Origin of the sequence: Nocardia nepalensis (assembly GCF_048910785.1) — a bacterium.
GTDB classification, from domain to species: Bacteria; Actinomycetota; Actinomycetes; order Mycobacteriales; family Mycobacteriaceae; genus Nocardia; species Nocardia nepalensis.
On sequence record NZ_JBKBET010000003.1, the window covers coordinates 489,710 to 502,561 of the forward strand.

The following is a 12,852-nucleotide window of genomic DNA, read 5'->3' on the forward strand; positions in this document are numbered from 1 at the left end:
CAGGGCTGGAACAGGATTTCCTCGCCCGGGTCAGAAGATGATCAGCGTGGTGCCCGCCACGATCGCCGAGCGGATCTGCGCCAGATCGAACGAACCGGTGATCTCCGGTAGCTCGACCCGGAAGCGGACCAGATCGCCCTCGCGGGTGGCGTGCACGATGCGCGCGTCGTTCGGCAGCCGATCCAGCAGGATCGCCGGGGCGGTCACCAGGTTGCGTGGTATCCGCATGCCCAACCAGTTCGCCCGGTGGATATCGACGGTCAGCAGGTTGTCGCGCACCTGCGCCTCCACCAACGCGGTGACGCGGCGGCGGCGATGCTCGGCCCGGATCAGACCGCTCGCGTCGACGCTGAGCCGCCAGTCGAGCTCCTGGGTATTGAGCCAGCCGACCAGTGCCGCGGTGGTGACGGTGCCGTTCAGGTCCAGCTGCTGGGTCCGCGCCCTGGTCGGCACGCCGGGCACCAGCCGGACCCCGTGCGCGATCACGGTGAGCTGCTCGATCGGGTGATCGTCCCAGCGCATCCGGGACAGCACGGTTTTGGTCTGGAAATGCGCGCCGCGGCGGCGCACCTTGAGCACCTGCAGGGTGGCGTGCAGGTCATGGCCGAGCAGGGTGGCGCTGACCTCTTGGCCGCCGAACCGGCTGAGAATGCCCTCACTCAGCACGGTCATGAGCACGTCCGGCATCAACGCTGTGACCGTGCCCGCGCCGAAGTCGGCCACCGGATCCACCCAGGCGGTGGTGAAGGAGAGCCATTGCTCCAACAGCGATTGGTCGAAGAGTCGCTTCCCCAAGTCGACGGCCCGCATCGGTGACCATGACATCGGATCGAAATACGTGGCCATGATTGCTCCGAGCGTACTTGGCGGCGGCGAACACGACCACGGTCGCGGCCGTGACGAAGTGGGCAATAGTGCGTTTCTACGGAATGACGTGGCCGGAGGGCGCACCGATTCTATCCGTATCTACGGCTTCATCCGCTTTGTTGATCCGTATTTGCGGAACTATGCTGGCGCGGTGGCGACTCTCCGGATACGTGACGCGGCCGAACTGCTCGGTGTCAGCGATGACACCGTGCGGCGCTGGATCGATTCCGGAACACTCGCGGCGGCCAAGGACTCCTCCGGCCGCCTGGTGATCGAGGGCAGGGAGCTCGCGGCCCTGGCCGTCGAGCAGGCACGGACCCCGCGGACTCGCCTCGGCAGTGCCAGTTCGGCACGTAATCGGTTTCCCGGATTGGTCACCCGTGTGGTGGCCGATACGGTCATGGCTCAGGTGGAGATGCAATGCGGACCGTTCACGGTGGTGTCGTTGATGAGCAGCGAGGCGGTGCGCGAGCTCGGGCTGGAGCCAGGCAGTGTCGCGATGGCGAGCGTGAAGGCGACCACGGTCGTGGTCGAAACGGCCGCCGAATGAGACCGGCCGCACTGGCGGCGATTTCGGCCGTGCTGCTCGTCGCGGGGTGTGGATCTGATGAAAGCGGTGGTGCGAGTGCGGATTCCGGTACCGTGACGGTCTTCGCGGCGGCGTCGTTGAAGCAGGTCTTCACCGGCCTCGCCGCGGATTTCGAGGCCGCGCATCCCGGCTCGAAGGTCGCATTCTCCTTCGCGGGCTCCTCCGATCTGGCCGCGCAGATCACCCAGGGGGCGCCCGCCGACGTCTTCGCCGCGGCCGATCCGGTGACGATGGCGAAGGCGGTGGATGCGGGCCGGATCACCGAACCGACGGAGAACTTCGCCACGAATGTACTGACCATCGTGACCGCACCCGGCAATCCGAAACACGTTGCCGGACTGCGTGATCTGGCCCAGCCGGGACTGCAGCTGGTGGTCTGCGCGCCGCAGGTGCCGTGTGGGCGCGCCACCAAGAAGGTCACCGAATCCGCTCGGATTTCGCTGTCGCCGGTGAGTGAGGAATCGTCGGTGACCGACGTGCTGGCGAAGGTGACCTCCGGGCAGGCCGATGCCGGTGTGGTGTATGTGACCGATGCGGCGTCGGCGGGTGCGAAGGTGGCCACGGTGGCGATGCCCGAGGCCGCCGCCGCGGTCAACGCGTATCCGATCGCGGTGCTGGCGGATTCCAGGCACGCGCAGCTGGCGCACGAGTTCGAGAGCCTGGTCACCGGGCCGAAGGGGCGGGCGGCGTTGGCGGGGGCCGGATTCGGCGCACCATGAGTCGGGACGATCGGTGAACACCGGATTGCCGCGCTGGCTGCTGCTGCCCGCCGCGGTCGGGTTCGCGCTGGTCGTGGTGCCTTTGATCGCGTTGGCCTACAGCGTCGAATGGTCGAACTTTCTCGCCTCGGTGAGTATCAGGGCCTCCCAGGACGCGCTGTGGTTGAGCCTGCGCACCGCCACCGCGAGCATGGTGCTGTGCGTACTGCTGGGGGTGCCGATGGCCGCGGTGCTGGCCAGGAGCGTCTGGCGCGGGCTGCCGCTGCTGCGCGCAATGGTGTTGCTGCCGTTGGTGTTGCCGCCGGTGGTCGGCGGTATCGCGCTGCTGTACACCTTCGGTCGGAAGGGGCTGATCGGCAGGCATCTGGAGGTGGCCGGAATCCATATCGCGTTCAGTACGACCGCGGTGGTGCTGGCGCAGGCCTTTGTGGCACTGCCGTTTCTGGTGCTCACGCTGGAGGCCGCCATGCGGACCGCGGGCTCGCGCTACGAACAGATCGCCGCCACCCTCGGCGCGCGTCCGACAACCGTGTGGCTTCGCGTAACCCTTCCTCTGCTGCGACCCGCGCTGATCTCCGGCGCGGTTTTGGCCTTCGCCCGTGCCCTCGGTGAATTCGGTGCGACGCTCACCTTCGCGGGCAGCCTGCAGGGACGGACCCGGACGCTGCCGTTGGAGATCTATCTGGAGCGCGAGGCGGATCCCGCCGCGGCGGTGGCGCTTTCACTTGTGCTCGTCATCGTCGCGGTGCTGATCGTGCTGATCGCGTATCGCAGGTCAGGGGTGATGCCCGGGCCGGGGACGGTGCTGCGGAGTAGTTGGCAGAACGTCCGGGCGTCACGGTCCGAGCTGATCGCGGGGGCTGATCGGTGACGCGAGCTAATCGGACTCATCCACGAAGATGGTGCCTGCGCACGGTCGTTGCTCGGCGGGAGCATGGTGCGCGGCTGATGAATGGTGCGCAACAGGACGGCCAGGGCTGCTGGGCTCGCGCACCACGGTTCCAGTCGCTGGATCTCGGTCCGGTGGGCGGACGTCGAATAAAGGTCGAACGATAATGGGGCACTTGCTGCGGCGGAACGCATCTCGAGAGTCGCAAGCGGTGGCGGATGGTTCTGGTCTTGCGGTATCGGCGCGGCTGGCCGATCGCGATTTCGAGGTGGATTTCGAGCTCGCCGATGGCGAGGTGCTTGCCGTGCTCGGACCCAATGGTGCGGGTAAGTCGACCTTGCTCGAGGTCGTGGCGGGATTGGTGCGGCCGGACTCGGGGCAGGTGCGGCTCGGTTCGCGGGTGCTGACCGATATCGCGAAAGACGTCGCGGTGCCGCCGCATCGGCGTGGTGTCGCGCTGCTCGCGCAGGAGGCGTTGCTATTTCCGCATCTGACCGTCGCGCAGAATGTGGCATTCGGACCGCGCAGCGCCGGGTTGTCGGCGGGGGCGGCGCGTGCGGTGGCGCGGGAGTGGCTGGCCGCCGTGCACGCGGTGGAGTTGGCGGGACGTAAACCGGGGGAACTGTCGGGCGGGCAGGCGCAGCGGGTGGCATTGGCGCGGGCCTTGGCCGTCGATCCACAGCTATTGCTGCTGGACGAACCGATGGCCGCGCTGGATGTCGCGGTGGCACCGGCGATGCGGGCGCTGCTGCGCGAGGTGCTTCGCGAACCGGCCGAGGGTGCCCGGCGCGGTGCGGTGCTGGTCACCCACGACATCATCGACGCGTTGACCCTGGCCGATCGGCTGCTCGTCATCGAATCCGGGCGGGTGGTCGAATCAGGTCCGGTGGCAACGGTTTTGGCGCGGCCGCGCAGTGCGTTCGCCGCGCGCATCGCCGGGGTCAATCTGATCGTCGGCAAGGCGGGTGCGGGTAGTGCTGAGCGCGAGGGCGTGGTGCTGGCCGATGACGTGGAGGTGCACGGCCGGGCGGATGGCGCGTGGCCGCCGGGCGGGCGGGCCGCCGCGGTCTTCTCCCCCACCGCGGTATCGGTGCATCGGGAAGTGCCGGAAGGCAGCCCGCGCAATACCTTCGGCGTCCGGATCGCCGAACTCACCGATCGTGGCGGCATCATTCGCGTGCAGGCGGCGGATCGAACGGACGGCTCAGCGGGTCTGGTCGCCGATATCACCCCGGCGGCCGTCGCGGAACTCGACCTGACTCCGGGCCGCTCGGTGTACTTCGCGGTCAAGGCCACGGAAGTCCAGGTCTACCCCTGCTGACCCGCTGGCATCGAATGCCGTCCGCCGCCGGGTGATCCGATGCGCCGCCAGCACCGCCTGAGCTGGGCATATCGCCGCTCGAACCGCGTTGGGTGCGGGTCAGCCGCGCTGCGCGGCGGCCAAGGCACGCAGCCCGTCCGCGCAGGACGGATAGCGCGGCGTCCAGCCGAGTTCCGACTTCGCCTTGGCGTTGGCCACCCGCATATTGGCCTGCGTCATCCGGTAGGCGTACGACATCGGTCGCATCATCCAGGCCGGCACCGTCAATGGCTTCGGGGTGTCGAATGTTTCGGCGACCAGCCGGACATGGCCGCCGAAGCCGAGTGGGTTGTCGTCCACGATGTTGTATGCCGCACCGGGCTTTCCGCCCTCGACGGCCAGTGCCACCGCCGCGGCCGCATCGGCCAGATTCACCCACGGCAGCACTCGCCCGTGATCGTTCACCACCGGCAGTTGCCGCTTGCGCAGCATCGTGACCAGGGCCTCGGTGCCGCCCGCGCCGTAGAACAGGCCGTAGCGCAGCGAGATCCCTTCGATCCCTTCGGCATTCAGCATCAGCTCTTCCTTGACGCGCATGCCCTCGAGGTGGGGTTCGACCGCCTTGTCGCCGGCCGGCGCGAAGACGTCGTCCTCGGTGAGCACATGATCGCCGAAATCGCCGTAGCCATAGCCGAAGACCATGGACTCGGCGATGACCCGCCGGGCGCCGACCGCGCGCGCGGCCTCCATCAGGTTGGCGGTGCCGGTTATCCGCAGACCATCGGTGGCGTACATATCCTTGTGCCGCATCGGCGCCTTGCGCAGTGCCGTCGCCGCGTGCACCACGGTGTCGATCGTGCGGCCCTCGACCGCGCGCAGCAGTTGGTCACGATTCATCAGATCGGCCCGGACATCGGCGTCCGCACCGCGCGACAGTGTTATCACGGTGTAGCCGGACTGCTTCAGCGCTGCGGCGATATGGCCGCCGAGCACTCCGGTCGCTCCGGCCAGCAATACGTTCTTGGTGTCGTTCATGTCCATCAGACAGCTGTCCCCCTTCCGACGTGACACTCGTTGATGTGAGCTGCATCACTGTCGCCAGCATGCCAGGACGCTGCCCGAGCCGCTGCCGAAACCGCTGATCAGAACGGGTTCAGCTGCCGTATCCCCCGCCGCCGGGCGTCTCGATGACCAGCACATCACCGGGTTGGAGGTGCGCCGAATCCGCACCGTGCAGATCCTGCACCGTGCCGTCGGTACGCTCGACCCGATTACGGCCGAGTGCCCCCGGCGCACCGCCCGCCATGCCATAGGGCGGCACCCGGCGGTGGCTCGACAGCGTCGATACCGTCACCGCCTCGGTGAACCGCAGCCGACGCACGGCACCGTCACCGCCGTGCCATCGACCCGTGCCACCGCTACCCGCACGCACCGAGAATTCCTCGAGCAGCACCGGCAGCCGCCACTCCAGCACCTCCGGGTCGGTGAGCCGGGAGTTGGTCATATGGGTCTGCACCACCGGTGCGCCGTCGAAGCCGTCGCCCGCACCGGAGCCGGAGCCGATCGTCTCGTAATACTGACTGCGGTCATTGCCGAAGGTGACATTGTTCATCGTGCCCGAGCCCTCGGCCTGCACCCGCAGCGCCGCGTACAGCGCGCCGGTAATCGCCTGGGAGGTTTCGACATTGCCGGCGACGACCGCGGCGGGCGGAACGGGTGCGAGCATCGAGCCGGGCGGCACAATGATCCGCAGCGGACGCAGGCAACCATCGTTGAGCGGGATATCGTCGGCGACCAGTGTGCGGAAGACATACAGGACCGCCGCATTCGCCACGGCATAGGGCGCGTTGAAATTACCGTCGAGCTGTGCCGATGTCCCGCTGAAATCTATGGTGGCGCCGCGGTTTTCCCGATCGACGGTGACCCGGACGTGAATGGTGGCGCCGAGATCGGTCTCGTAGACGTATTCGCCGTCGTCGAGGGCGTCGATGACGCGGCGCACCGATTCCTCCGCGTTGTCCTGCACATGCCGCATATACGCCTCGACGACATCGAGCCCGAAGTGCTCGATCATCTTCCTGACCTCGTCGACCCCCTTGGCATTGGCCGCGATCTGGGCACGCAGATCGGCGAGGTTGGTGGCCGGATTGCGGGACGGGTACGGCGCTTCGGTGAGCAACCGCGAGGTCTCCGTCTCCCGGAACCGGCCGTCCTCGACGAGCAGCCAGTTATCGAAGATGACGCCCTCCTCCTCGATGCGACGGCTGTTCGCGGGCATCGAGCCGGGCGCGATGCCGCCGATCTCCGCGTGATGGCCGCGCGAGGCGACGTAGAAGAGGATCTGCGTACCGGCGGTGTCGAATACCGGCGTGATCACCGTGACATCGGGCAGATGGGTGCCGCCGTGGTAGGGATCGTTGACCGCGTAGGTGTCACCCGGTCGCATGTTCTCCCTGCGCCGGATGACCTCCTTGACGCTGGTGCCCATCGATCCGAGATGTACCGGAATATGTGGCGCGTTGGCGACGAGATTGCCGTCGGGATCGAATAGCGCGCACGAGAAGTCGAGGCGCTCTTTGATATTCACCGATTGAGCGGTCGACTCCAGCCGCGCGCCCATCTGCTCGGCGATGGACATGAACAGATTGTTGAAGACCTCCAGCAGCACCGGATCCGCCTCGGTACCCGCCTGCGGTCCGGTCGCCACCGCGACCCGTTCCATGATCAGATGCCCGACGTCGTTCAGCACGGCTTGCCAGCCGTCGTCGACGACCGTGGTGGAGTTTTCCTCGGTGATGATCGCGGGTCCGTCCACCGCTCTGCCGGGCGCCAATTCCGCACGCCGGTAAAGGGATACATCACGCCAAGCGCCTTCGGTATGCAGCCGAACGGACTCCGGCTCGCCGGTGGCCGCGAGTGACCCGGCCAGGTCGGCGAGGTCGGGTGGTTCGGTGAGCCCGGTCGCCTCGACCGAGAGCGCCTCGATGACGATCGGGCGGTCCAGCACGAAGGAGTAGGTGTTGCGGTGGCGTTCGGCGAAATCCGTTGCCATGCTGGCCGGTTCGGTGAGCTCGACGGTCAGCGTGGTGTCGGTGCCGTCATAGCGCAGTTGAGCGCGGCGCACGACGCGTACCCGGTGGACGGGCACATCCTCGCCGAGTAGTTCGGCGCGGGCGGTGCCCTCCAGATCGTCGGCGATCTCGATGACGCGCGGCATCGACTCATCGTGCAACGGCAATTCCACCGATCGCTCACGCATGGCGGTGGTGTCGGCGAGGCCGATGCCGAGCGCCGAGAGCACACCGGCCATCGGCGGGACCACCACGGTGCGGATGCCGAGGGAATCGGCCACCTTGCAGGCGAGTTGGCCGCCCGCGCCGCCGAAGGTGGTCAGCGCGTACCGGGTGACATCGTGCCCCTTCTGCACCGAGATCCGCTTGATCGCGGCGGCGATATTGGCGACGGCGATCTCGAGATAGCCCTCGGCGACCTGTTCGGGGGTGCGATCGTCACCGGTGCTCTCGGCGATCTCGCTGGCCAGTTCCGCGAATCGATCACGCACCAGCGCATCGTCGAGCGATTCATCCCCGCTCGGACCGAAAACCCTTGGAAAGTAGTCGGATTGGATGCGGCCGAGCATCACGTTGGCGTCGGTGACGGTCAACGGTCCCCCGCCGCGATAACACGCGGGTCCCGGGACCGCGCCTGCGGAGTCGGGGCCGACGCGGTAGCGGCTGCCGTCGAAGTGCAGGATCGAGCCGCCGCCCGCCGCGACGGTGTGGATGTCGAGCATCGGCGCGCGCAGCCGGACCCCGGCGATCTGGGTGGTGAACACGCGCTCGTACTCGCCGGCGAAATGCGAGACATCCGTGGACGTTCCGCCCATATCGAACCCGATGACGCGGTCGAATCCGGCGAGTTCGGACATCCGCACCATGCCGACGATGCCGCCCGCCGGACCGGACAGGATGGCGTCCTTACCGCGGAACTGGCCCGCCTCGGTGAGTCCGCCATTGGATTGCATGAACATCAGTCGCACGCCTGTGAGCTGGTCGGCGACCTGCTGAACGTAGCGGCGCAGCACCGGCGAGAGATAGGCGTCCACCACCGTGGTGTCCCCGCGCGGCACCAGCTTCATCAGCGGGCTGACCTCGCTGGACAGCGAGATCTGCGGAAATCCGATATCGCGGGCGACCCGGCCGATCGCCTGTTCGTGTTCCGGATACAGGTGTGCATGCATGCACACCACGGCGATGGCACGAATGCCACTGTCGTACAACGGCTTCAGCGCCTCGGCGAGGGCGGTCGGATCTGGTGGTGTCAGCACTGTGCCGTCCGCCGTGACGCGTTCGTCCACCTCGATCACATGCTCGTACAACAGTTCCGGCAGCACGATCTCCCGCGCGAAGATCTGCGGGCGATTCTGGTAGGCGATGCGCAGCGCGTCGCGGAATCCCCGGGTGATCACCAGAACGGTGCGTTCGCCCTTGCGCTCGAGCAGGGCGTTGGTGGCGACCGTGGTGCCCATCCGGACGGCATCGATATCGGCGTTGTCTCGGCCCGCGTCGGCCAGGATTTCGCGGATGCCCGCCACCGCGGAGTCGTCGTAGCGCGCCGGGTTCTCCGAGAGCAGCTTGTGCGTGACGAGCCTGCCGTCGGGTCGACGGGCCACCACATCGGTGAAGGTGCCGCCCCGATCGATCCAGAACTGCCAGCCCGGACCGTCCGCCGGGTGCGCGGTCGCGCCGCCCGTCATCGGAGCCGCCCGTGCTGTATGCATATGCGCTGGTCGATCACATGCGCACCATACCGAACCACTCTCGGCACGGATCCGATCGCGATCAGCTCGGCGGATCGAGTTTGGCGTGCATGAGATACACGTTGTAGGTATCCCACGCCGAGATGGTGAAGTACAGATCCTCGGCGGTCGACCATGGATGGATGAAGCCGCCGTAGGCCTTCGGGTAGTCGTCGGTCGAGACCAGCGGGACACCATCGGTCCACGCGCCCTGCGGCGTCGCCGCGGTGCGGATCACGATCGAAGCGCGGGCCGAGTCGAGGTAGACCATCTGCCACTGCCCGCTGCCCTTGTCGAATCGCACCGATAGTTCGCTGGCCATGCCGAGAACCAAAGGCGTTGCCTGGTTCTCGGCGGCCGGTGCCCAGGTGCCGCCGACCCAGTACTGGTAGGCCGATTTGTTCAGCACCTCGTTCTTGGGCACCCTGGCCAGGCCGATTACGCCGACCCGGCCGTTGGGCGTGCCGAACATGTAGACGTAATCGCCCTGCGGCACCATCGCAGTCACCTGGAAGCGGCCGAGCCCGAAGAAGTTGTCCCACCTGGCGTGCTGACTCTTGACCCAGGTGCGGCCGTTATCGTCGGAGTACGCGAGACCGCCGTAGTTGGTCGACCACAGACCCGGAATCCGGCTCCAGTGATTCACCGACATATAGCTCATGAACTGCCGCTTCCCGATCGCGAATCCGGAGGTCGGGATGGTGGTCGTCTCCCAGTTCTTGATCTTGCGGCTGGACAGCAATTCGGTGGCGTGACACCGGCTGTCCTGCACCATGGTGTCGATGCCGAGCCCGTCGGCCAGGTTGTGGTCGGTGCTGTAGCCCAGCACATTGCTGCGCCAATCCGGTCCGCCGACGCCGCCGCTCTCCCAGCCCGCGCCGAAGGTGTCGCCGAAGGCGACGGCGATCTGGCCCGGTTTGGTCTCCCACATGATCCCGAGGTCGGTGCCGTCGACCTGCCAGCGCATATCGGTGCGGTTCTCCGAACCATGTCCGGTCACCTGCCCGACCAGATCCACCGACTCCACCAGCAGCGGGGCAACCGCGGGGGCCAGCGGTCCCGGCTCGGCCGGATGCACGACCAGTGGCGGCGCGGGTTGGGGTTCGGCTCCGTCACCACCGGGCACCGGGTACGGAACGGGTTCGATCTCCGGCCGGAACTCGATGCGCGGCAGCTGGATCGAGCCGGAACCCGAACCAGAACCCGAGCCGGAACCAGAACCAGAACCGGAACTCGACCCGGTGTTCGGCGCGGTATCCGGGGCCGGGTCGGTGGCGGTATCCGGCGGCTTCGGGGTGTCGCGCACATCCGGGCACGGATTTCGGCACGGGTCCGCGGGCAGCGGCTCCGGATCGATCCGGGTGTTGTCCGGCGCCGGGTCGGGCACCGGCACCGGCGTGATCTCCGGAATGGGCACCGGGATATCGATCTGCGGGGGCAGCGGCGGGGGCGGCGGTACGCTCGGATCCGGCGCCCGGTTCAACGGGTCGAAGCCGATCTCGCCGCAACTGTTCACCGGGGGCGGCGCCCACGGATATTGCGCGGCCTGCGCGACGGGCGTCGGTACGGTCAGCGCCCCGGCCAGCAGTACGCCGAATAATGCGGGTGCACAGGGATATTCGACCGCCGACGCGAATGCCCGCGTCCTGCTCGGCCGAAATCCCATGTCTTATTGGCTCCCTGTCGATTCGGGTCGATGGAAGATCAACTTACTCGATCGTGCGGTCCGATTGCGGTATCGCGAGCGGGTGCGATGGTATCGAATTCACACCGGCTTCGGGTGCTGACGGAACCGGATGGGCGGCAGTCGCGTCCAAACAGATATGAACGAGATCGAGTACGTGTTCGGGACCGGTGACGGCACGGTCCACGTCTGGACCAGCCAGGCGGATCTGGACCTATCCGGGTCCGGCGTCGGCGACGCGGTGAGCCTGGACTTCGACGGGGACGGCCTGGCCGATGATGTCATGTGGGATTCGCACGGCACCGGCATCGCCGATGTGGTCGGGCTGGATCTCGACGACGACGGCGTATTGGACCATTTCTTCACCGACCCGACCGGCAATGGCACCTGGAATCACCAGATCACCGGCAATCCGGACGATGCGGGCAGCGAACATCTCTCCTGGACCGTGCGCGCCGAGCCGGAGCCGGAAAACCTCGCCTCCAATGAGTTCGGCGCGACACTGGCGAATCACGATGAGCCGTCGCAGGATTCACCATGGTCGGATCCACAGGCCCCGATCGCGCAGGTGGCCGCGCTGCAGGAGCACCGCACCTGGTCCGGTGATGAACCCGGTTATCCGGCAACGTCGTTCAGCCGATAGCCGGTTCGCGCCGGCTGTTCAGCGCGATAGCCGCGATTCCGGCGCAATAGATTCCGGCGCCGACCAGCACTACCCCGATCGAGCGCCCGTCGGTCGGTATCACCAGCGCGGTGACCGCGATCGCCAGCACGAACGCGATATTGAAGACGGTGTCCTGCAATGCGAATACCTGACCGCGCCTGGTGTCACCGATATCGATCTGCATGGTCGCGTCGCCGGTCAGTTTGATGGTCTGACCCGCCAGCCCGAACAGGAACGCGCCTACCAGCAGCAGTTGATGCGCCCGATGCGCGGCGGTCCCGGCGGTCGCGATGGCGGTCGGCGTGACCAGCGTCAACTGAACGATGGTCGCGGTTAACAGACCGAGCACCACCGTGCGCGGCCGGCCGAGGCGCGGAATCAGCAGCGGTGCGACGACCGCTGCCACCAGCATGCCCGCAGCCGTGCAGCCGATGGCGACCCCGAATCGCGTCAGCCCGGTATTCGCCCCGCCGCCGTCGACCGGCGCCTGTCGCAGCACCAGCACCATGATCAGGGTATTTGTGCCGAAGACGATCCGGTGCGTGCCTATGCCGACCATCGCGGTGGTGACCTGAACCGCCCCCCAGACCGCCGCCGCACCATGGCGCAGGCCGGTGGCGACCGCCCGCACCGCGCTGTCGCGCACCGCCGCTCCCGGCTCCGGACCCAGCACCCCGGCCCCGAATCCGGCCGCGAGCACCGCACCGAAGACCGACCAGACGGCGCTGATCGCCACTGCGACCGCCGACGCGAAATCACCGGCGCCCATCAGTCCGATGATCGCGACCGAGGCCGCGGCACCGACACCGGCACAGCCGGAGGCCACCGTGGCGAGCACCGAATTCGCGGGCACCAGCCAGTGCAGGTCCAGCACCCGGGGCAGTGCCGCGGACACACCGGAGAGTACGAATCTGCTGATCCCGACCACGGCGAGCGCCAGCAGCAACAAGGGCGGCGAACTGCTACCCGCTAAGAGTCCGACGCTCACCGCGCCGATCAGGATCGCCCGCAGCACATTGGCGACCAACAGCACCGCCCGCCGATCCCAGCGGTCCAGCAGCGCACCGGCATACGGCCCGATCAGCGAGTACGGCAGCAGGAGCACCGCGAAGGCGGCCGCGATGGCCAGCGGATCGGTCTCGCGTTCCGGATTGAACAGAATGGCGCCCGACAGCGCCGCCTGGAACATGCCGTCGCCGAACTGGCCGGTGAAGCGGACCAGGGCCAGGCGCAGCACGCCGGGACTCTCGCGCAGCGCCGTCTGTAGCGAAACCGGCCGCTCGTCCGCGGGAGTGGAGCCTTCGGGGCGACCAGTGGACACGCCCAGAGGCTACTGCGTTTC

10 protein-coding genes and 1 pseudogene are annotated in these 12,852 nt (G+C 67.5%); 6 read left to right on the plus strand and 5 right to left on the minus strand.

Translation table 11 applies throughout. The features are described 5' to 3' along the window. Positions 1–30 precede the first annotated feature (30 nt). A complete protein-coding gene (locus tag ACHQ4I_RS02780; protein ID WP_420770036.1) occupies positions 31–846 on the minus strand; it encodes a hypothetical protein in 816 nt (271 codons plus the stop codon). A gap of 172 nt (positions 847–1,018) precedes the next feature. On the opposite strand from ACHQ4I_RS02780, the gene ACHQ4I_RS02785 reads away from it, so the two are divergent. From ACHQ4I_RS02785 to ACHQ4I_RS43235, 5 genes and pseudogenes are all read left to right on the plus strand, one after another. After that, positions 1,019–1,417: a TOBE domain-containing protein gene (locus ACHQ4I_RS02785; RefSeq protein ID WP_420770037.1), complete on the plus strand. Its 399-nt coding sequence runs from the start codon at positions 1,019–1,021 to the stop codon at positions 1,415–1,417. After that, positions 1,414–2,175 (plus strand): molybdate ABC transporter substrate-binding protein, encoded by a 762-nt coding sequence (gene modA / locus ACHQ4I_RS02790; RefSeq protein ID WP_420770038.1) that lies wholly within the window; start codon positions 1,414–1,416, stop codon positions 2,173–2,175. Before ACHQ4I_RS02785 ends, modA begins: the two co-directional genes overlap by 4 nt. Positions 2,176–2,188: 13 nt before the next feature. After that, positions 2,189–3,046 (plus strand): ABC transporter permease, encoded by an 858-nt coding sequence (locus tag ACHQ4I_RS02795; protein WP_420770039.1) that lies wholly within the window; start codon positions 2,189–2,191, stop codon positions 3,044–3,046. A 184-nt stretch (positions 3,047–3,230) separates the two neighbouring features. Next, positions 3,231–3,782: pseudogene (locus ACHQ4I_RS43230) on the plus strand (sulfate/molybdate ABC transporter ATP-binding protein); the annotation flags it as partial. Between the two features lie 18 nt (positions 3,783–3,800). Continuing rightward, a complete protein-coding gene (locus ACHQ4I_RS43235; RefSeq protein WP_476445381.1) occupies positions 3,801–4,385 on the plus strand; it encodes a TOBE domain-containing protein in 585 nt (194 codons plus the stop codon). Positions 4,386–4,484: 99 nt separating this feature from the next. Here ACHQ4I_RS43235 and ACHQ4I_RS02805 read toward each other — a convergent pair whose 3' ends face one another. The 3 genes from ACHQ4I_RS02805 to ACHQ4I_RS02815 all read right to left on the minus strand — a co-directional run bounded on the left by ACHQ4I_RS02805 (position 4,485) and on the right by ACHQ4I_RS02815 (position 10,828). Beyond that, positions 4,485–5,405 (minus strand): NAD-dependent epimerase/dehydratase family protein, encoded by a 921-nt coding sequence (locus tag ACHQ4I_RS02805; protein WP_420770041.1) that lies wholly within the window; start codon positions 5,403–5,405, stop codon positions 4,485–4,487. Between the two features lie 112 nt (positions 5,406–5,517). After that, entirely contained in the window at positions 5,518–9,120 is a 3,603-nt protein-coding gene (locus tag ACHQ4I_RS02810) for a hydantoinase B/oxoprolinase family protein (RefSeq protein ID WP_420770042.1), read from the minus strand. 85 nt (positions 9,121–9,205) lie between these two features. Next, positions 9,206–10,828 carry a DUF4185 domain-containing protein gene (locus tag ACHQ4I_RS02815; RefSeq protein WP_420770043.1) on the minus strand — a complete coding sequence of 541 codons (1,623 nt, stop codon included), beginning with the start codon at positions 10,826–10,828 and terminating at the stop codon, positions 9,206–9,208. A gap of 157 nt (positions 10,829–10,985) precedes the next feature. On the opposite strand from ACHQ4I_RS02815, the gene ACHQ4I_RS02820 reads away from it, so the two are divergent. After that, entirely contained in the window at positions 10,986–11,489 is a 504-nt protein-coding gene (locus tag ACHQ4I_RS02820; protein WP_420770044.1) for a hypothetical protein, read from the plus strand. Here ACHQ4I_RS02820 and ACHQ4I_RS02825 read toward each other — a convergent pair. Next, positions 11,479–12,831: an MFS transporter gene (locus ACHQ4I_RS02825; protein ID WP_420770045.1), complete on the minus strand. Its 1,353-nt coding sequence runs from the start codon at positions 12,829–12,831 to the stop codon at positions 11,479–11,481. The genes ACHQ4I_RS02820 and ACHQ4I_RS02825 overlap by 11 nt on opposite strands. Positions 12,832–12,852 lie beyond the last annotated feature (21 nt).

What these genes read in the sequence shown, in the direction of transcription:
- ACHQ4I_RS02780 (WP_420770036.1), bottom strand. Translation starts at nt 846, where the DNA reads ATGGCCACGTATTTCGATCCGATGTCATGGTCACCGATGCGGGCCGTC.
- ACHQ4I_RS02815 (WP_420770043.1), bottom strand. Translation starts at nt 10,828, where the DNA reads ATGGGATTTCGGCCGAGCAGGACGCGGGCATTCGCGTCGGCGGTCGAA.
- ACHQ4I_RS02820 (WP_420770044.1), top strand. Translation starts at nt 10,986, where the DNA reads ATGAACGAGATCGAGTACGTGTTCGGGACCGGTGACGGCACGGTCCAC.
- ACHQ4I_RS02810 (WP_420770042.1), bottom strand. Translation starts at nt 9,120, where the DNA reads ATGACGGGCGGCGCGACCGCGCACCCGGCGGACGGTCCGGGCTGGCAG.
- ACHQ4I_RS02805 (WP_420770041.1), bottom strand. Translation starts at nt 5,405, where the DNA reads ATGGACATGAACGACACCAAGAACGTATTGCTGGCCGGAGCGACCGGA.
- modA (WP_420770038.1), top strand. Translation starts at nt 1,414, where the DNA reads ATGAGACCGGCCGCACTGGCGGCGATTTCGGCCGTGCTGCTCGTCGCG.
- ACHQ4I_RS43235 (WP_476445381.1), top strand. Translation starts at nt 3,801, where the DNA reads ATGCGGGCGCTGCTGCGCGAGGTGCTTCGCGAACCGGCCGAGGGTGCC.